Below are 17,716 nucleotides of genomic sequence, written 5' to 3' on the forward strand. Positions count from 1 at the left end.
AGGTTGTCCACGGGACGACTCCGAAGGATGCTGAGTTTGCGGACTGAGCCATTCCCAAGGAGGACGCCCCGTGAACCTTCATCAAAATGCCTTAATGGGTCCCCGCGGTCGAGAGCGGATGGCTCGCTTGGTCGTGGATCACGGCCTGAGCCTTCGTGCAGCGGCCCGCGCCTTTGACGTGGATCCGAAGACCGTGCAGCGCTGGGTCCAGCGGTTCCAGGAGGCCGGCCCTTCCGGACTTGTGGACCGTTCGTCCCGGCCGCGGAGCCAGCCGCGGCGAACCCCGCGGCGGATCCAGCGCCAGGTCGCCGCCTTGCGGCGCCAGCGCTGGACCATGGATCGCATCGCGACCTTCACAAGGATCTCGAGGGCCAGCGTCAGCCGCATCCTGCGGCGCGAGGGCCTGAACCGCCTGAGCGCACTGGAGCCGGCCGAGCCACCCCGGCGCTACGAACACGAACACCCCGGCGATCTGCTCCACCTCGACATCAAGAAGCTGGCGCGCTTTTACCACCCAGGCCACCGCGTGACCGGCGTGCGCGCCAAGGACTCGATCGGCGCGGGCTACGAGTACGTGCATGTGGCCATCGATGATCGCTCGCGTGTCGCCTACAGCGAGATCCATCCCGCCGAGCGCACCCAGGACGCCATCGCGCACCTGGAAGCAGCCGTGCGCTACTACGCGACCCTGGGGATCACCATCCGACGGGTCCTGACCGACAACGGACCCTGCTACCACGCCCGGGCGTTCAGTCAGGCCTGTCGCCGGCTGGGCATCCGCCATCGCCGCACCCGGCCCTACACGCCGCGAACCAACGGCAAGGCCGAGCGCTTCATCCAGACCGCCCTACGCGAGTGGGCCTACGCCTTCACCTACGCCACGTCAGAGGAGCGCAAACGCCATCTTCCCCGGTGGATCCACGACTACAACTGGCACCGCCCACACGGTAGCCTGAACAAGCAGCCACCCATCAGCGTCCTCGGTCTACCTGAGGACAACCTTGTGAGACTCCACACCTAGGGAGACGCTGATTGAATCGCGCGTCCGCGCTCGATTCGCTTTTGCGTGCGAACAAGGCGCGGTGACCGCCGTGCAGTCATTCTGCACAAGGGAGCCGTAACGCCGTGCGCGCGCAAAAGCGGCCGAGCCCCGGCTTTCAATGGCTTGTGGGGTTGGTGCCCCCTGTTCCCCGATCCTGCGTTGCGCCGCTTGCGGGTAGAACCACTACCCGCTGCACGACGCGCCTTGTCTCGGAAAACAGGGGGCGCCAACGCGGACGTGCGATTCAATCAGCGTCTCCCTTGGGAATCCCGGCAGCTGGCCGGGAAACCTGCCGACGGCGCGGGGCGTGTGATACGCTTCGCGCCGTTGTCGTTTCCGGCAATTCCAATCTTTTACACGCGACGTTCGACCCCGCGTATGGGTCGGCGAAGGAGCCTCGCAATGCCCGCAGTAACCCTCCCCGACGGCAGCCGCCGCGAGTTCGATCATCCGGTCACCGTGCTGGATGTGGCCAAGGACATCGGTCCGGGCCTCGCCAAGGCGACCCTGGCCGGCAAGGTGAATGGCCAGCTGGTCGATGCCCGCCACGAGATCGACGATGACGCCGAACTCGCGATCGTGACCGACCGCGACCCCGAGGGGGTGGAGATCATCCGGCATTCGACCGCGCACCTGATGGCGCAGGCGGTCAAGCAGCTCTTTCCCGAGGCCCAGGTCACCATCGGCCCGACCATCGAGAACGGCTTCTACTACGACTTTGCCTATGACCGCGGCTTCACGCCGGAGGATCTGGAGAAGATCGAGAAGCGGATGAAGGAGCTGGCCAAGCAGGACCTGCCGGTGGAGCGCTCGCTGATGGATCGCGACGAGGCGGTGAAGTACTTCCGCGACATGGGCGAGGAGTACAAGGCCGAGATCATTGCCAGCATCCCGCAGGGTGAAAACATCTCGCTGTACAAGCAGGGCGACTTTGTCGATCTCTGCCGCGGCCCGCATATCCCTTCCACCGGCAAGCTGAAGGCCTTCAAGCTGACCAAGGTGGCCGGCGCCTACTGGCGCGGCGACTCCGACAACGAGATGCTGCAGCGCATCTACGGCACCGCCTGGCCGAACAAGGACCAGCTGAAGGAATACCTGGAACGCCTGAAAGAGGCCGAGCGCCGTGATCATCGCAAGATCGGCCAGGAGCTGGATCTCTTCTCGATCCAGGACGAGGCCGGTGGCGGCCTGGTGTTCTGGCACCCGAAGGGCGCGCGCATTCGCCGCGAGATCGAGAAGTACTGGTACGACATGCACGAGAAGGCGGGTTACGACTTCGTCGTGTCGCCGCACATCGCGAACCTCGAGCTGTGGAAGACCTCCGGCCACGCGGACTTCTACGCCGAGTCCATGTACGAGCCGATGGAGGATGAGCATCAGGCCTTCCAGCTCAAGCCGATGAACTGCCCGTTCCATGTGCTGATGTACAAGGACCGGTTGCACTCCTACCGCGACCTGCCGCTGCGCTGGGCGGAGATGGGCACGGTGTACCGCCGCGAGATGTCCGGTGCGCTGCACGGGCTGATGCGTGTGCGCGGCTTCACCCAAGATGATGCGCATATCTTTTGCCGCGAGGACCAGATCGAGTCCGAGGTGATGGCGGTGATCGACCTGACGCTGGAGGTCCTGCAGACCTTCGGCTTCGAGAAGTTCGACGTGAACCTCTCGACCAAGCCCGAGGACGCGGTCGGCTCCGACGCGATCTGGGAGCACGCGACCGCTTCGCTGCGCTCGGCGATCGAGAAGAAGGGGCTGAAGTATTCGGTGGACGAGGGCGGTGGTGCGTTCTACGGACCGAAGATCGATATCAAGATCCACGACGCGATCGGCCGCGAATGGCAGTGCTCCACGGTACAGCTGGACTTCAACCTGCCCGAGCGCTTCGACATGGAGTACGTGGCCGAGGACAACGAGCGCCGTCGCCCGATCATGATCCACCGCGCGCTGCTGGGGTCGGTGGAGCGCTTCTTCGGCGTGCTGATCGAGCACTACGCCGGGCACTTCCCGACCTGGCTGGCGCCGGTGCAGGCCGAGGTGCTGACCATTACCGAGCGCCAGGACGACTACGCCCGCGAGGTCACCAAGACGCTGCGGGACAAGGGTTTCCGGGTCGAGTCCGACTTGAGAAACGAGAAGATCGGCTTTAAGATTCGCGAGCACACGCTCAAGCGCGTGCCGTATCTGCTGGTCCTTGGAGACAAGGAAATGGAAAACGGGCAGGTCGCGGTACGCACGCGAAGCGGAGAAGACCTCGGCGTGATGAGTCTCGAGGCCTTCGGCGAGCGCCTCCGGGAGGAGGTCGCGAGTCGCCAACACTGAACCTTGAACTGGAGAGAAGGCTATTAGCGCAGCGAAAACGGTCCGCCTGAACGATCAGATCACCAGCCCGCAAATCCGACTGATCGACGCCGAGGGCGAGAATCGCGGCGTCTGCAGTACTGCAGAGGCCCTGGAAATGGCCGCGGAAAGCGGTCTGGACCTGGTCGAAATCTCGCCGAATGCCGAGCCGCCCGTGGCCCGGATCATGGACTACGGCAAGTACAAGTTCGAGCAGGCGAAGAAGGCGCAGGAAGCCAAGAAGAAGCAGAAGCAGATCCAGATCAAGGAAGTGAAGTTTCGTCCGGGTACGGACGAGGGCGACTACAACGTCAAGCTTCGCAACCTGCGCCGGTTCATCGAGGCCGGCGACAAGGGTAAGGTCACCATCCGCTTTCGCGGGCGCGAGATGCGCCACCAGGAACTCGGTGGCGAGCTGCTCGACAAGATCGAGCAGGACATGGCCGATATTGCGGTCGTGGAACAGCGCCCGAAGATGGAAGGGCGCCAGATGATCATGGTGCTGACCGGCAAGAAGAAGTAGGCCGGTCAGACAACAAGGGCGGTCGGGTCTCCGCATACCCGTATCGCCTTTTCACAAACGGCCGGCCCGAATCGGGTACGGCCCCAAATGCCGGAGAGAGTAATGCCGAAGATCAAGACCAATCGGGGTGCGGCCAAGCGCTTCACCCGTACCGGGTCGGGGAAGTTCAAGCGGTTCCAGTCGCACCGCAGCCACATCCTGACCAAGAAGCCTACCAAGCGTAAGCGTCACCTGCGCAGTCCGGCGATGGTGCACGAGTCGGATGCCCCGGCCGTGCGCAAGCTGCTGCCGTACCGTTGAACTGACCGAGGAATCGAGACATGCCACGAGTCAAGCGCGGTGTAACCGCTCACGCCCGTCACAAGAAGGTCCTGAAGCAGGCCAAGGGCTACTACGGCGCCCGGAAGAACGTCTTCCGCGTTGCCAACCAGGCCGTCATCAAGGCCGGCCAGTACGCCTACCGTGACCGTCGCCAGAAGAAGCGCCAGTTCCGGTCGCTGTGGATCGTCCGCATCAATGCGGCGGCCCGTCAGTTCGATCTCTCCTACAGCCGCCTGATGGCGGGTCTGAAGAAGGCCGAGATCGAGATCGACCGCAAGAGCCTGGCCGATCTGGCCGTGCACGACCTGACCGCCTTCGGCAAGATCGCCGAAAAGGCCAAGGCCGCACTGCCGGCCTGAGCAGGATCCTGCAGGATTACCCGCCGGGCACTGCCTGGCGGGTCCCGGAAAGGGGAGGGTCGACGCCCTCCCTTTTTTGTTTCGGGAACAGGGAACACCGGGACGGCGGGTAAGCCGTCGCCCATCATTTTCGGGGAACGCACGTGGAGCAACTGCAACAGCTCGTCGCCGAGGCGCGCGACCGCATCGAGGCGGCCACCGACCTGAAGGCGCTGGATGAGGTCCGGGTGCAGTACCTGGGCAAGAAGGGGTCGATTACCGCCCAGTTGAAGGAACTCGGCAAGCTGACGGCGGAGGAACGCCCCGCCGCGGGCCAGAAGGTGAACGAAGCCAAGGCCGAGGTCGCCGGTCTGATCGAGGCGCGCAAGGAAGCGCTGGCGCAGGCGGCCCTGGCGGATCAGCTGGCCAGCGAGCGGGTGGACGTGACGCTGCCGGGGCGCCGGCCGGGGCCGGGTGCCCTGCACCCGATCACGCAGACGCTTGAACGAATCGAGACCTTCTTTGCCGGTCTCGGGTTCCGCGTGGCCGAGGGACCGGAGGTGGAGGACGACTTCCACAACTTCGAGGCCCTGAATATCCCCGAGCATCACCCCGCGCGGGCGATGCACGACACGTTCTACTTCGACGCCCACCGGGTGCTGCGTACGCATACCTCGCCGGTGCAGATCCGGACCATGGAGCAGCAGAAGCCCCCGCTGCGGGTCATCGCGCCCGGGAGGGTGTATCGCTGTGATTCCGATCTGACCCACAGCCCGATGTTCCATCAGGTGGAAGGGCTGTGCGTGGATACGGATATCACCTTCGCGGATCTGCGCGGTGTGCTGAGCGCCTTCCTGCAGGCCTTTTTCGACCGTGATGATCTGGCCACCCGGTTTCGGCCCTCCTACTTCCCGTTCACCGAACCCTCGGCGGAGGTCGACATCCAGTGCGTGCACTGCGGCGGTGAGGGGTGTCGGGTGTGCAGCCATACCGGCTGGCTGGAGGTGATGGGCTGCGGGATGGTGCATCCGAACGTGCTGGGGCACGTCGGGATCGACGCCGAGCAGTACACGGGCTTTGCCTTCGGGCTGGGGGTGGAGCGCATGGCGATGTTGCGCCACGGCGTGAATGATCTCCGGCTGTTCTTCGACAACGATATCCGCTTTATCGGGCAATTCGGGCAGACAGGCTAATGCGTATCAGTGTGCAGTGGCTGCAGGAATGGCTGCAGATCGACGAAACCCCGGAGGCGCTGGGGCATCGCCTGACCATGGCAGGGCTGGAGCTGGACGCCCTGGAGCCCGCGGCCCCGGATTTCAGCGGCGTGCGGGTGGGGCATGTCCTTTCGGTGGAGCCGCATCCGGATGCCGATCGCCTGCGCGTGTGCCGGGTCGCGGCCGGCGCGGCGGAGCCGCTGACCATCGTGTGCGGGGCGCCCAATGTGCACGAGGGCATGCGTGCGCCTGTGGCCGTGGTGGGGGCGGTTTTGCCCGGCGATTTCCGGATCAAGCGCTCGAAGCTGCGCGGGGTGGCCTCCGAGGGGATGCTCTGCTCGGCGCGCGAGCTGGGCCTGTCCGAGGATGCGGCGGGACTGATGGCGCTGCCATCGGACCTGGAGGCCGGCCTGGACCTGCGCGAGGCCCTGGGGCTGGACGACATCATCCTCGAGGTGGACCTGACCCCGAATCGGGCGGATTGCCTGGGGATGCGGGGTATTGCCCGCGAATGTTCGGCCTTGCTGGATCGCCCGCTGCACGCCCCGGACATGCCGGGCGTGCAGGTGGCCAGCGAAGCCCGTGTGGCCATCGAGGTCCGCGATGCGGAGGCCTGCCCGCTGTATGCGGCGCGGGTGCTGGAGGGGCTGGACGCGAAGGCTGCCACACCGGTCTGGATGACGGAACGCCTGCGGCGTGCCGGGGTGCGTCCGCTAAGCGCCATCGTGGATGTGACCAACTACGTCATGCTGGAGCTGGGCCAGCCCCTGCATGCCTTTGATGCCGGGCGCGCCGGTGAACGGATCATCGTGCGCCGCGGGGAAGAGGGTGAATCCCTGACCCTGCTGGGTGGGGAGCAGACGGTGAAACTGTCGCCCAGGGATGTGGTGATTGCTGGAGAGGATGGGCCGCTGGCGCTCGCCGGCGTGATGGGCGGGGCCGCCAGTGCGGTCGACGAGGCCACCACGCGGGTAATCCTCGAGTGCGCGCATTTCACCCCGCGTGCCCTGGCCGGCCGCGCCCGGGCCCACGGGTTGCACACCGATGCCTCGCACCGCTTCGAGCGCGGGGTCGATCCCACCCTGGTCCCCCGGGCCATGGAGCGCGCCACTGAGCTTCTTCTTGCGATCTGCGGAGGGCAGTGCGGCCCGGTCGAGCAGACCGGCGAGACGCCGGCTCCGCACCGGGAGAACGCGATCACCCTGCGCCCGGAGCGAGTCCAGCGCCTGCTGGGGGTCACACTCGATGCCGCCGAGATCGAACGCATCCTGCGGGCGCTGGACTGCGAGGTGGAGACGGTCGGTAACGGCTGGTCGGTGCGGGGGCCGCGCGCGCGGTTCGATCTGGAACGCGAAGAGGACCTGATCGAGGAGCTGGCGCGGGTGCACGGCTACGATGCCCTGCCGCAGACCCTGCCGACGCCCGTAGCGCCGGTGACCCCGGACAATGCCCTGCGGTCACTGCGCGACGGGCTCGCGCGCCGCGGGTTTCACGAGATCATCAGCTTCAGCTTTGTTGCGGCGGACACGGCCCGGGCGTTCTATCCGGACGTCGAACCCCTGGCCCTGGCCAATCCCATCTCGTCCGACCTGGCGGTGATGCGTCCCGGGCTGTGGCCGGGACTGGTGACTGCCGCAGCGTACAACCAGGCGCGCCAGCAACCGGATCTGCGGCTGTTAGAGCACGGTCTGCGGTTTGTTCCGGACGCCTCGGGTTTGCGCCAGGAGGCACGCCTGGCCGGCCTGCTCGGTGGCCGGGCGGCACCGGAGCACTGGGAAGGGGCCCCAAGGAAGATCGATTTCTTTGACGCGAAGGGGGTGGTGGAGACCCTCTGCGAGCGAGTCTCCGGGGAGCTGGGCTTCCGTATGGAACGGCACCCGGCGCTGCATGATGGTCAGTCGGCGCGCGTCCTGGTGGATGGCCAGGCGATTGGCTGGGTCGGGCGGTTGCACCCCTCCCTGTGCGAGCGATTCGACGTGGAGCCCGTCTACTTGTTCGACCTGGACGCGGTCGCCGTGGCCCGTGCGCCGGTGGCCCAGTTCAGCCCGCTGTCGCCCTATCCGTCGATCCGGCGCGATCTGGCGGTGGTGGTCGGCGAATCGGTCGCCGCCGGCGACGTGCTGGCGGCCATCCGGGAGCTGGACCTGGAGCTGGTGCAGGATGTCCGCCTGTTTGATCTGTACCAGGGCAAGGGCTTGAATCCGGACGAGAAGAGCCTGGCTTTGGGCTTGATTTTACGGGCTTTTGATCGCACCCTAGGCGAACAGGATGTGGCTGGCGTCACCGACGCGGTGATGCAGCATCTCCAGGCCCGGTTCAACGCAACCCTGAGACAATAAGGCGATGGCAGCTGTTACCAAGGCGGATCTTGCCGCCGTGCTAAACGAGGAACTGGGTCTCAACAAGCGGGAGGCCAAGGAATTCGTCGAGATGTTCTTCGAGGAAATGCGCCAGTCGCTGGAAGCAGGCGAGGGCGTAAAACTCTCGGGCTTCGGCAACTTCATCCTGCGCGACAAGAACCAGCGTCCGGGACGCAATCCGAAGACGGGCGAGGAGATCCCGGTATCCGCGCGACGCGTGGTTACCTTCCGCCCGGGGCAAAAACTGCGCGAGCGGGTAGAGAGCTATGCTGGAGGCGAGTAACCACCAGGAACTGCCCGCGATCCCGGGCAAGCGCTACTTCACGATCGGCGAGGTGGCGGAGCTGTGCCAGGTCAAGCCGCACGTGCTGCGCTACTGGGAGCAGGAATTCCCGATGCTGGCGCCGGTGAAGCGCCGCGGGAACCGCCGCTACTATCAGCGCCAGGACGTGATCCTGATCCGCCAGATCCGGGCTCTGCTGTACGAGGAGGGCTACACGATCAATGGGGCCCGCCAGAAGCTCTCCGGTGATGAGGCGAAGGGCGATCGCCAGCAGGCCCAGCAGATCATCCAGGACACCATCTCCGAGCTCGAGTCCGTACTGCGCACGCTCCGCGCCTGACCTTCCTTGTGCCCGCGTTCAGAAAGTCTTTTTGAAGCACAGAGGGCACGAAGTTCACGAAGAAGGTCTTTCGGGTCTGGTCGCGGGTTAAAGGGCCGCATCCATTGGGGCGCATCCCGTCTCCGAATCCGCGAGCCATCGATGCCTTCCGTTTTCACGCGTTTCTCTGTGTCCTCCGTGCACTCTGTGGTGAACTAAACACTCGTGTGCCGTGATGGGCGCTCGGTTCGCTTTGACGGTGTTGGGTGCTTTCGTGACGGCGGGGAATCGGATATAGTTCGCGGCTTCGGGGCGTGGCGCAGTCTGGTAGCGCATCTGCATGGGGTGCAGAGGGTCGCAGGTTCAAATCCTGCCGTCCCGACCAAACGGGAAGCATCAAAAAGGCCGCTTGTAGCGGCCTTTTTTGTGTCTGACGTCCGAGTTTGTCCGGGCGGGTCTATTCCATCGAGCGGCGACGCGCCTCGCGCTGGTAATGCAGCAAGGCGAGGTTGGTCTGGCGCTCCAGCCACTGGGTCATCCCGACAATCTCGAAGCCGGCGTATTCGTAGCCCTCCCGCGTACTGCGCCGCCGGTTGGCCAGGCGCAGGTCGCCCGATAGCCGCTCACTGACGTCGGGGAGCAGCAGATTGGTGAACGCTAGGGTAGTGCCGGTCTCCAGCGTGTCGAGCGTGGACGTGGCCAGCTCGATACACATGCCCTGGCCGGAAAGGTCGACGAGCTCGCCGATGGCCGGGTCCTTCCAGCCGGGCGCGCGCAGTTCGATCTGCGGGCGCTGGGCCATGGGGATGTGAACGCGGAAGGTTTCGCGGCGCTGGAGATGCTCCAGTGTTTCCGGGTAGGGGCAGGCGTACAGGGCGCCGCCCTTTTCCTGTTCGATCCGGGCCACGGTGGTGGAGAAGCGCACCGCCACGCCGCGCAGCGCCGCGAATACCCGAAGGGGCATGCCGGGGGTGACCTGCTGGTGCGCGCGCGGCGGATTCAGCTCATCCAGAAAGACTTCCTTCGCGGCGGCGTTCAGCCGGACCAGGGCCGAGGTGTACAGCGGGCCGTCGGCGTCGAGCCGGACGCTGACCAGGGTGAGCTTGTGGTCCAGGTCCTTGAGAATGCCGGCGATCCGGTCCGGCTTGTCGACCGTGTAGTCGGTTTCGTCCATGCGTTCGTGACGTTAGCTGGGTGTGAGGACGCAAGGTACTGGTCGAGCATCCGAAATGCCAGCATCGGTGCGAATAAGCTGCATCAGGCTTGTGTGATACGGCGTCCGCCACGGGTGTTGGGGCGGGTGCGCCCGTAGGGGTCGTAGGTCGCCGCCGGGCCGGCCTCTTCGCCGCGCAGGATCTGCATGGAGAGCTCCACGCGCTGGCGATCGCGATCGATCAGGCGTGCGTTGCCCTGGTTGAGGGTGTTGCAGCGCTCGATGGACTGGCGCAGGGCCTGCCAGTGATCGTTGAGGACGGCACCGTCGTCCATGCGCGAGAGCAGGCGGGCCATGCCCTCGGGCGTGAATGACTCGCTCGCGGCCTCGGCGATAGCGCGCTGCTGGCGGGTCTCGGTCTCGAGTTCCTGCAGCAGCCCCTGCTTGGTCGCCACGACTTCCTGCAGGGTCTCCGGGGTGCGCGCCTCGACCGCGCGGGTCTCCTGGATCAGGGCCTCTTCCAGTTGGTGGGCCAGCCGGATCGAGGTTTCCAGGGAGCGCAGCAGGCGATGGCGCGTGTCGGTGTTCATCGGTGAGGTCCGTGATTAGCGCAGCAGGCGCTCGAGGTCGATCATGCGGTCGGCCAGCTGTTCGTTGTCCACCGGGTAGTTGCCGCTGGCGATCGCCTCGCGCAGCTCGGCCACACGCGCCGCGTCGAACGGGGCGTTCTCGCCGGCGCTGGCGGCCGAACTCATCGCCTGGGCGGCGCCGGTCAGGGTGAGCGAATCGTTACCGGTGGTCACGGCGCTATCCGACCCTTGCGCCCGGTTGGGCGCGCCGCTGGAGTCCTCGCGGCCCTTGACCGTGGAGCTCTGGCCGTCGGGGCGCAGACTGTTCGTATTGAGGCCCTTGATATCCATTGTGCCGTCCTGTCGTTGTAACTGTGCTGCAAGTGTTTACGGCCGCGTGTGCTGAAACTGTAGCCCTGTGGCGGTGGTTTTTGTAACACCAATCACAGAGTCGGCATCAAAGTGTCACCCGGACGTGCCCGGAGGGCTGGATTTCGCCCTCGACCACGCGCCCGGACGAGGTGTTCCTGACCCGGATGCGGTCCCCGAGGGTGCCGTTTTCCAGGGCCTCGCCCTGCATGCGGATGGCGATCGAGCCGTTTTCGGCAAGGATCGTGACCCGCTGGCCGCGGCTGACGATCTCGCGCTGGGTGACGTGCTGTGTGCCGATGATCTGGCCCGGACGAATGCTGCGCCGGGTCTGCTGACCGATGAGGGCCGACTTGTCTTCATGATAACTGCCCGCGTGGCGTGACGTCTCGATGCGCTGGAAGCGCAGATCGCCGCTGGTCAGCGTGTGCTGGCGAGGGAGGTTGCGACTGGCCACCAGCACCTGAGCGTAACGTTCCACCGTGGCCGGGACATACAGCTGCCAGGTGACCGGGCCCGCACACTGAAGGTGGATCGCGGTATTGCCGTCGCGGCGGCCGCCGGGCGGGAAACGGGCGTTGAGTCCGTCATGGCAGTAGGCCAGCCGGAGCCGGTTGTCGAGCTGGCCGATCTCGATATTGATGTCGTCGCTATGTTCGGCGTCCAGCTCCTGCAACAGAAACTGTTCCGCGGCCGCGCGGATCTCCGCAACGGGGTGGATCTCGGCGTGGGCCGGCACGGAGAGCGCGAACCACGCCACGAGAGCCATGAGCCCCATGGGGATGCAGCGTGATGTACAGGTTGTATGTGGATGCATATGCCGGTCCTCGCCGCCCGAGGGAATACCCCGGGTCTGCCGCGTCCGTTCGCGGACCCGAAGCTATGCAGGTTTGATGCCAGTTGTCCGGGCGGTGCCCGACTCAAGGCCCGGCGTTCAATGCCGTTATCCCTGGGAAGCGGCGCCAGAAGGCGCATACAGGCGATTGCAAATGACAGCCCGGGGGTGCGCGGTGCACACTGAGCTCCCGGGAGCGGCTCGCGGCAGATGGGCGCGGGACAAGGAGAGCAGCACCATGAGTCAATTCATTGACGATGTGAACCAGCGAACGCAGCTGGTGGGTCAGAACCGGATGGAACTGCTGCTGTTCCACCTGGGTGGATCACAGACCTTCGGAATCAACGTGTTCAAGGTGCGCGAGGTGATCCCGTCGCCGCCGCTGCGCCAGATCCCGGGGTCGATGAGTGTGGTGCGCGGTGTGGCTACGCTGCGGGGCGGCACGGTGCCGATCATTGATCTGGCGCGCGCCATGGGCCTGCGCAGCGCGGCCGGTGCCAGCGACAGCGGCGACCAGAAGGTGGTGGTCACCGAGTTCAACCGTTCGGTTCAGGGGTTCTGGGTATCGGCCGTGGACCGGATCGTGAATGTGAACTGGCAGGATGTGAAGTCGCCCCCGCGCGGAACCGGGCGCGAATCCTTTCTGGTCGCGGTCACCGAGATCGACAACAAGCTGGTCGAGATCATCGACGTGGAACGGGTGCTTTCGATCGTCAATCCTCTGCCGACCGAGGTCTCCGAGTCCATCCGAGCGGACGCCACGCCAGCGGGGGGGCGCAAGGTCGTGATCGTTGACGACTCGGTCGTGGCGCGCAAGCAGATCGAGGGGGCGATTCGCGGTCTCGGGTTCGAATACGAGGTTTTCAAGGATGGTCAGGAGGCGCTCGACTTCCTGGAGCAGAAGGCCGGGGAGGGCCCGGTTCGCGACCAGATCGAGCTGGTGATCTCGGACATCGAGATGCCACGCATGGACGGCTATACGCTGACGGCGCGGATCCGGGACAATCCCGCCCTGAAAGATCTGAAGGTGCTGCTGCATTCCTCGTTGAGCGGCGAGTTCAATACCGACATGGTCAAGCGCGCCGGGGCCGATGCGTTTCTCTCGAAATTCAACCCCGACGAACTGGCCAACGCGGTGCTCGACCAGACCGGGCGCGAGGATCAACAGGTCGAATGACCGCCGGGGGGAACGGGGTTGCCGCCCGGCAAGGCCGGGGCGGCGTCACATGGCCGACAAGGGCCCAGTGTCGTGTCCCGCCTGCGACACCGTATACTGAAACCCGCTACCGGGGATTCCCCCTGCGTTTCGTGGCGCGGGCGCCGCTGTCAAGGACTCGTCATCAGGATGCTAATCACCATGGACTGTGCTCGGGGATGAACCGGTGATCGATTCCCGCGATTACGAGGAGTTTTCCCGCTTCCTGCAGGACTGCTGCGGCCTGGTGCTGGGTGACAGCCGTCAGTATCTGGTGTCGAGCCGACTGTCCCGGCTGCTCGACGAGTTCGACTTCAAGAGCGTGCCGGAGCTCCTGCACGCGATGCGGCAAGCCCCGAATCCGCGGCTGCGCACCCGTGTGATCGACGCGATGACGACCAACGAAACCTCGTGGTTTCGCGATGGCTTTCCGTTCGAGATCCTCCGGCATGTGTTGTTGCCGGAGCTGGCTGCGAAGGGAAGCAGCATCAAGGTCTGGTCTTCCGGCTGTTCCAGTGGCCAGGAGGCCTACAGCATCTCCATGGTCGTCTCCGAGTGGGAGGAATCCCGCCCCCCGCGCAAGGTGCCGGTATCCATCCTGGGGACGGACCTGTCGGAGAAGATCCTGGATGACGCCCGGCGGGCGGTCTACGACGGCCTGAGTATTGTGCGCGGGTTGAGCGAGAGCCGCCGCGCGCGCTTCTTCGAGACCGTGACGGACGGCCACAAGGTCGTTCCCGAGGTGCAGCGGCGCTGTCGTTTTCAGAAGCTCAACCTGATCGACAGCTACGCGGCACTGGGCAAGTTCGACCTGGTGTTCTGCCGCAACGTGCTGATCTATTTCTCCGGCGAGACCAAGCGACAGGTTCTTGACGGTATTGCCCGGCAGATGAATCCGGGCGGCTATCTGTTTCTTGGCGCTTCGGAGACGGCCGGCCCGTACACCAAGGCCTTCGAGACGGTTCGCACCGACTACGGCTCGGTCCTCCGGCTCAAATCCTGACGCCCCTCCGTCGCAGGGCCGCCAGGTCCGAAACGCCCGCGCAATGCGGCCGCGACTCGAATTGCCCCCTTCCCACGTTTCCCGCTAAGGGCGTCCCCAGCCGAGACGGATTCCCGTCGCTGGCATAGCGATTGCATCGGTCTCCTCGCAAAGGGCCGCAATGGCTGCGTCCCGGTTCTGGTAGCGAGGGTCCGCCACGGGCGGACAGGACGGAAACGATGAGTCTCTCTCTCGACAAGGCGATGGGCATCCTGCCGCAGGCGGTCAACGTGCGCGCCCAGCGCATGGAGCTGCTGGCCTCCAACATCGCCAATGCGGACACCCCGAACTACAAGGCGCGCGATATCGACTTTCGCGCGGTGCTCGAGTCCGCGGCTGGGAGCGGCAATCACTTGCCCATGGCGCGTAGCCAGGCGGCGCATATCGACCCCAATGCCGGGGCGATGAACGGGCAGGCCGAGGCGCTTTATCGCGTCCCTTCGCAGGCGTCCCTGGATGGCAACACGGTGGATCCGCAGATGGAACGTGCCGCCTTTGCCGAGAACGCGATCCAGTACCAGAGCAGTCTGGAATTCCTTAACCGCCGGGTCTCCGGCATCCGCGAAGCCCTGAGGGGCGACCGTTAACGCGGGCCTGATCGGGAGATCGATGTCGTGAGCAATATGTTCAGTCTGTTCAATACCTCGGCTTCGGCGCTGTCGGCGCAGTCGGTGCGCCTGAATACCGTGGCCTCGAATCTGGCCAACGCGAACACCGCCGCCACCAACCCGGACGAGGCGTATCGCGCCAAGCAGGTGCTGTTCCAGAGCGTGATGGATCAGGCCAACCCCGATGGTGCGGCGACGTCCGTGCGGGTGGCCGGCGTGACCGAGTCGCAGGCCGCGCCACAGGCCCACTACGAGCCACACCACCCGCAGGCGAACGAGGAGGGCTACATCTTCCGCCCGGCGATCAGCGTGGTCGAGGAGATGGCCAACATGATGTCCGCCTCGCGCAACTACGAAGCGAACGTCGAGGTGATGGAGACCTCGCGTCAGCTGCTCCAGCGCACATTGCAGATCGGCCAAGGCTAGAGGAGCCCGCCATGACACAGATTTCCCCCGAATTGCTGGATCGCCTCGGCCTGTCGCGCCCGGAGAAGAAGCCGGAAGGCGAGATGGACCGCCTCGGGCAGTCCGACTTCCTCAAGCTGATGACCACCCAGCTGGAGAACCAGGACCCGATGGAGCCGATGGATAACGGTGATTTCCTCGGCCAGATGGCGCAGTTCTCCACCGTGACCGGCATCGAGCAGCTGTCCAAGTCCTTCGAGAAGCTGGCGCAGTCCCTGGGGCAGAACCAGACGCTGCAGGCGGCTTCGCTGGTTGGCAAGGATGTACTGGTGCCCGTCGAGTTTGGCGAACTGGGGCCCGACGGGCGGGTGAACGGCGCGGTCGATCTGGAGCGCGCCACCGAAGAGCTGCAGATCGACGTGTACAGCCCGAATGGCGAGCGCATTCGCCGCATGAATATGGGCGCTGCCGGCAGCGGCCTGCAGGAGTTCACCTGGGACGGCATGCGCGACGACGGCACCTTCGCGCCACCGGGCGTCTACGAATTCAAGGCCACGGCCCGCTCCGGGACCCAGTCGGAGGCCGTGGATACCTTTCTGGATGCCCGCGTGGAAAGCGTCGCGGTGGGCAGTGACTCCGGGCTGGCACTGACCGTGCAGGGCCTGGGCGAGATCAGCTTTTCGGATGTACGGCGGATTGGCGGCTGACGCCCCGCAACAAGAACCCTGACGGAGGAAACACCCCATGCCCTTCAATATCGGATTGAGCGGACTCAACGCGGCCCAGGCCGATCTGCAGACCACCGGTAACAATGTGTCCAACTCGGGGACCACGGGGTTTAAACGTTCCCGTGCCGAGTTCGGCGATGTGTTCGCCCAGAGCTTCGGCGGGATCAGCCAGACAGCCATCGGCTCCGGCACACGACTGCAGGCGGTCACCCAGCAGTTCTCGCAGGGACGGACCGAGTTCACCGAGAACGGCCTGGACCTGGCGATCAACGGAGAGGGTTTCTTCGTCCTTAATGACCAGGGCAGCACGGTCTACACCCGGGCGGGCGAGTTCCAGGTCAACCGTGACGGCTTCCTGGTGAACAATCAGGGCCAGCAGCTGCAGGGATATCCGCCGCAGAACCCTAACAGCGCGGACCCGAGCTTCAACACGGGGCAGCTCGAGGATATTCGCCTGCAAACAGGCGATGCGTCCCCGCAGGCAACAAGCGAGGTCGAGGCCCTCGTGAATCTGCGTTCCGATGCTGAGGACCTTGACCCAGCGTTGTTTGATCCAGCGGATCCCGACACTTACAGCTTCTCCACGGCCCTGACAGCGTATGACTCGCTCGGTACGGCCCGAGATGCAAATGTGTTCTTCGTCAAGACCGGAGATCTGCAGTGGGAGGCCCACACTCGGATCAATGCCGGGGTCGATGCGGCTGGCGACCCAGTGGTCTTCGACGCAGGACCCTTCGATCTGACCTTCAACAATTCGGGGACACTGGACGATCCGACTGAATTCAACTTCACCACGCCTGATTTCCCGAACGGTGCGGCGGGTCTGGACGTCGATATCGACTTTGCCGGAACCACCCAGTATGGCGGTGATTATTCGGTCAACGACCTTAACCAGGATGGTTTTGCCTCAGGGCGGCTGACTGGTGTGGACATCGATGACAGCGGGGTGGTGTTCGCGCGCTTTACCAATGGCCAGTCCACGGTGTTGGGCCAGGTGGCGATGGCCAACTTCACCAACCCGCAGGGGCTGGAGCAGCTCGGGAACAACAACTGGGCGGAGACCTTTGCCGCGGGTGAGCCGGTCTTTGCCGCGCCCGGGACCGGCAACCTCGGCACCATTCAGGCCGGGGCGCTGGAGGCCTCGAACGTGGATATCGCCCAGGAGCTGGTGAACCTGATCACCGCGCAGCGCAACTTCCAGGCGAATGCGCAGACGATCTCCACGGCCGACCAGGTCACCCAGACGATCATCAATATCCGCTAAGTATCGGATAAGTCGGTAAAGAGGGCTTGAGCATGGATCGATTTCTGTACATCGCGATGTCCGGTGCGAAGGAGACGATGCACGCACAGGCCATCAACAATCACAACCTCGCCAACGCCAACACCGACGGCTTCCGCCAGGCCCTGGCCACCGCGGATACGGTGCCGGTACGCGGCCCGGGCTATGCCTCGCGGGACTACACCCAGGTGGGCAACGAGGCCGTCGATTTCAGCAAGGGCAAGATGCAGAGCACCGGCCGCGACCTGGACATCGCCATCGAGGGCGAGGGGTTCATCGCGGTGCAGGGACCGGAAGGGGAGGAGGGCTATACCCGGGCCGGTTCGCTGCATGTGGATGCCTTCGGCCTGCTGCGCACCGCGCAGGGCCACCAGGTCCTGGGGGATGGCGGGCCGATTGCCATCCCGCCGGCGGAGCAGATCGAGATCGGCACCGACGGGACGATCAGCGTGCGCCCGCTGGGCGTGGGTCCGGAGGCCCTGGCGGCGGTGGAACGCATCCGCCTGGTCAACCCGGATACGGACGAGCTCCAGCGGGGTGATGACGGTCTGTTCCGCCTGGCGGATGGCGGCGAGGCGCCGGCGGATGCCGAGGTGCGCGTCGTCTCCGGGATGCTGGAGGGCAGCAACGTGAACACGGTGGAGGCCCTGACCCGAATGATCGAGCTGTCCCGTCACTTCGAGATGCAGGTGAAGATGATGGACAGCGCCAACACGCTGGAACAGAGCAGTAACCGCTTGCTGGGCCTCGGGTAATTTCCCGGGACTCGCGCGGCACTTGAGAGAAAACAGGA

Annotated in this window: 20 protein-coding genes and 1 tRNA gene; 17 read left to right on the top strand and 4 right to left on the bottom strand. The window is 65.1% G+C overall.

Annotated elements, in window-relative coordinates; all coding sequences use genetic code 11:
• Positions 1-70 precede the first annotated feature (70 nt).
• The 10 genes from H609_RS13400 (at position 71) to H609_RS0109335 (ending at position 9,122) form a co-directional block, all read left to right on the top strand.
• Positions 71-1,021, top strand: a complete 951-nt coding sequence (locus tag H609_RS13400) for an IS481 family transposase (RefSeq protein WP_081659437.1) — start codon at positions 71-73, stop codon at positions 1,019-1,021.
• A gap of 423 nt (positions 1,022-1,444) precedes the next feature.
• Entirely contained in the window at positions 1,445-3,361 is a 1,917-nt protein-coding gene (thrS, locus tag H609_RS0109295; RefSeq protein ID WP_028484816.1) for a threonine--tRNA ligase, read from the top strand.
• Positions 3,362-3,383: 22 nt separating this feature from the next.
• Entirely contained in the window at positions 3,384-3,902 is a 519-nt protein-coding gene (gene infC, locus H609_RS0109300) for a translation initiation factor IF-3 (RefSeq protein WP_081618407.1), read from the top strand.
• Positions 3,903-4,004: 102 nt separating this feature from the next.
• Positions 4,005-4,202 carry a 50S ribosomal protein L35 gene (gene rpmI, locus H609_RS0109305; protein ID WP_017942014.1) on the top strand — a complete coding sequence of 66 codons (198 nt, stop codon included), beginning with the start codon at positions 4,005-4,007 and terminating at the stop codon, positions 4,200-4,202.
• A 20-nt stretch (positions 4,203-4,222) separates the two neighbouring features.
• Positions 4,223-4,582: a 50S ribosomal protein L20 gene (rplT, locus tag H609_RS0109310; RefSeq protein WP_017925358.1), complete on the top strand. Its 360-nt coding sequence runs from the start codon at positions 4,223-4,225 to the stop codon at positions 4,580-4,582.
• A gap of 143 nt (positions 4,583-4,725) precedes the next feature.
• Complete coding sequence (gene pheS, locus H609_RS0109315) at positions 4,726-5,754, top strand: phenylalanine--tRNA ligase subunit alpha (RefSeq protein ID WP_018876827.1); 1,029 nt, start codon at positions 4,726-4,728, stop codon at positions 5,752-5,754.
• Positions 5,754-8,114, top strand: a complete 2,361-nt coding sequence (pheT, locus tag H609_RS0109320; RefSeq protein ID WP_028484817.1) for a phenylalanine--tRNA ligase subunit beta — start codon at positions 5,754-5,756, stop codon at positions 8,112-8,114. The genes pheS and pheT overlap by 1 nt, the downstream gene beginning before the upstream one ends.
• 4 nt (positions 8,115-8,118) lie before the next feature.
• Positions 8,119-8,418: an integration host factor subunit alpha gene (locus H609_RS0109325; protein ID WP_018867323.1), complete on the top strand. Its 300-nt coding sequence runs from the start codon at positions 8,119-8,121 to the stop codon at positions 8,416-8,418.
• Positions 8,402-8,758 (top strand): MerR family transcriptional regulator, encoded by a 357-nt coding sequence (locus tag H609_RS0109330; protein ID WP_018867324.1) that lies wholly within the window; start codon positions 8,402-8,404, stop codon positions 8,756-8,758. Before H609_RS0109325 ends, H609_RS0109330 begins: the two co-directional genes overlap by 17 nt.
• 287 nt (positions 8,759-9,045) lie before the next feature.
• Positions 9,046-9,122, top strand: a tRNA-Pro gene (locus H609_RS0109335).
• A 72-nt stretch (positions 9,123-9,194) separates the two neighbouring features.
• On the opposite strand, the gene H609_RS0109340 is transcribed toward H609_RS0109335, so the two are convergent.
• The 4 genes from H609_RS0109340 to flgA all read right to left on the bottom strand — a co-directional run bounded on the left by H609_RS0109340 (position 9,195) and on the right by flgA (position 11,606).
• Positions 9,195-9,911 carry a flagellar brake protein gene (locus tag H609_RS0109340; RefSeq protein ID WP_028484818.1) on the bottom strand — a complete coding sequence of 239 codons (717 nt, stop codon included), beginning with the start codon at positions 9,909-9,911 and terminating at the stop codon, positions 9,195-9,197.
• An 83-nt stretch (positions 9,912-9,994) separates the two neighbouring features.
• Positions 9,995-10,480: a flagella synthesis protein FlgN gene (locus H609_RS0109345; protein WP_018867326.1), complete on the bottom strand. Its 486-nt coding sequence runs from the start codon at positions 10,478-10,480 to the stop codon at positions 9,995-9,997.
• A 15-nt stretch (positions 10,481-10,495) separates the two neighbouring features.
• Positions 10,496-10,810 carry a flagellar biosynthesis anti-sigma factor FlgM gene (gene flgM, locus H609_RS0109350; protein WP_018867327.1) on the bottom strand — a complete coding sequence of 105 codons (315 nt, stop codon included), beginning with the start codon at positions 10,808-10,810 and terminating at the stop codon, positions 10,496-10,498.
• 106 nt (positions 10,811-10,916) lie between these two features.
• On the bottom strand, positions 10,917-11,606 hold the full coding sequence (gene flgA, locus H609_RS0109355; protein WP_028484819.1) for a flagellar basal body P-ring formation chaperone FlgA: 690 nt from the start codon (positions 11,604-11,606) through the stop codon (positions 10,917-10,919).
• Positions 11,607-11,901: 295 nt separating this feature from the next.
• Here flgA and H609_RS0109360 point away from each other — a divergent pair, with 295 nt between their 5' ends.
• The 7 genes from H609_RS0109360 to flgF all read left to right on the top strand — a co-directional run bounded on the left by H609_RS0109360 (position 11,902) and on the right by flgF (position 17,678).
• Entirely contained in the window at positions 11,902-12,840 is a 939-nt protein-coding gene (locus H609_RS0109360; RefSeq protein WP_018867329.1) for a chemotaxis protein CheV, read from the top strand.
• Between the two features lie 205 nt (positions 12,841-13,045).
• Positions 13,046-13,861, top strand: coding sequence for a protein-glutamate O-methyltransferase CheR (locus H609_RS0109365; protein ID WP_026279283.1), 816 nt, complete (start codon positions 13,046-13,048; stop codon positions 13,859-13,861).
• A 218-nt stretch (positions 13,862-14,079) separates the two neighbouring features.
• Complete coding sequence (gene flgB, locus H609_RS0109370) at positions 14,080-14,487, top strand: flagellar basal body rod protein FlgB (protein ID WP_038028802.1); 408 nt, start codon at positions 14,080-14,082, stop codon at positions 14,485-14,487.
• 27 nt (positions 14,488-14,514) lie between these two features.
• Entirely contained in the window at positions 14,515-14,934 is a 420-nt protein-coding gene (gene flgC / locus H609_RS0109375) for a flagellar basal body rod protein FlgC (RefSeq protein WP_028484820.1), read from the top strand.
• A gap of 11 nt (positions 14,935-14,945) precedes the next feature.
• The gene (locus H609_RS0109380; protein WP_018867333.1) at positions 14,946-15,620 is read left to right on the top strand and encodes a flagellar hook assembly protein FlgD; all 675 of its coding nucleotides are present in this window, start codon (positions 14,946-14,948) and stop codon (positions 15,618-15,620) included.
• 37 nt (positions 15,621-15,657) lie between these two features.
• Positions 15,658-16,905 (top strand): flagellar hook protein FlgE, encoded by a 1,248-nt coding sequence (flgE, locus tag H609_RS0109385; protein ID WP_018876820.1) that lies wholly within the window; start codon positions 15,658-15,660, stop codon positions 16,903-16,905.
• A gap of 32 nt (positions 16,906-16,937) precedes the next feature.
• Positions 16,938-17,678, top strand: a complete 741-nt coding sequence (gene flgF, locus H609_RS0109390; protein ID WP_018877826.1) for a flagellar basal-body rod protein FlgF — start codon at positions 16,938-16,940, stop codon at positions 17,676-17,678.
• The last annotated feature ends 38 nt before the right edge of the window (positions 17,679-17,716 follow it).

Source organism: Thioalkalivibrio sp. ALE17 (assembly GCF_000425605.1).
Lineage (GTDB): Bacteria > Pseudomonadota > Gammaproteobacteria > Ectothiorhodospirales > Ectothiorhodospiraceae > Thioalkalivibrio.

Bases quoted from the DNA above. Each gene is read 5' to 3' on its own strand.
- thrS (WP_028484816.1), top strand. From the start codon at position 1,445: ATGCCCGCAGTAACCCTCCCCGACGGCAGCCGCCGCGAGTTCGATCAT.
- rpmI (WP_017942014.1), top strand. From the start codon at position 4,005: ATGCCGAAGATCAAGACCAATCGGGGTGCGGCCAAGCGCTTCACCCGT.
- rplT (WP_017925358.1), top strand. From the start codon at position 4,223: ATGCCACGAGTCAAGCGCGGTGTAACCGCTCACGCCCGTCACAAGAAG.
- pheT (WP_028484817.1), top strand. From the start codon at position 5,754: ATGCGTATCAGTGTGCAGTGGCTGCAGGAATGGCTGCAGATCGACGAA.
- H609_RS0109325 (WP_018867323.1), top strand. From the start codon at position 8,119: ATGGCAGCTGTTACCAAGGCGGATCTTGCCGCCGTGCTAAACGAGGAA.
- H609_RS0109330 (WP_018867324.1), top strand. From the start codon at position 8,402: ATGCTGGAGGCGAGTAACCACCAGGAACTGCCCGCGATCCCGGGCAAG.
- H609_RS0109340 (WP_028484818.1), bottom strand. From the start codon at position 9,911: ATGGACGAAACCGACTACACGGTCGACAAGCCGGACCGGATCGCCGGC.
- H609_RS0109345 (WP_018867326.1), bottom strand. From the start codon at position 10,480: ATGAACACCGACACGCGCCATCGCCTGCTGCGCTCCCTGGAAACCTCG.
- flgM (WP_018867327.1), bottom strand. From the start codon at position 10,810: ATGGATATCAAGGGCCTCAATACGAACAGTCTGCGCCCCGACGGCCAG.
- flgA (WP_028484819.1), bottom strand. From the start codon at position 11,606: ATGGGGCTCATGGCTCTCGTGGCGTGGTTCGCGCTCTCCGTGCCGGCC.
- H609_RS0109360 (WP_018867329.1), top strand. From the start codon at position 11,902: ATGAGTCAATTCATTGACGATGTGAACCAGCGAACGCAGCTGGTGGGT.
- flgB (WP_038028802.1), top strand. From the start codon at position 14,080: ATGAGTCTCTCTCTCGACAAGGCGATGGGCATCCTGCCGCAGGCGGTC.
- H609_RS0109380 (WP_018867333.1), top strand. From the start codon at position 14,946: ATGACACAGATTTCCCCCGAATTGCTGGATCGCCTCGGCCTGTCGCGC.
- flgE (WP_018876820.1), top strand. From the start codon at position 15,658: ATGCCCTTCAATATCGGATTGAGCGGACTCAACGCGGCCCAGGCCGAT.
- flgF (WP_018877826.1), top strand. From the start codon at position 16,938: ATGGATCGATTTCTGTACATCGCGATGTCCGGTGCGAAGGAGACGATG.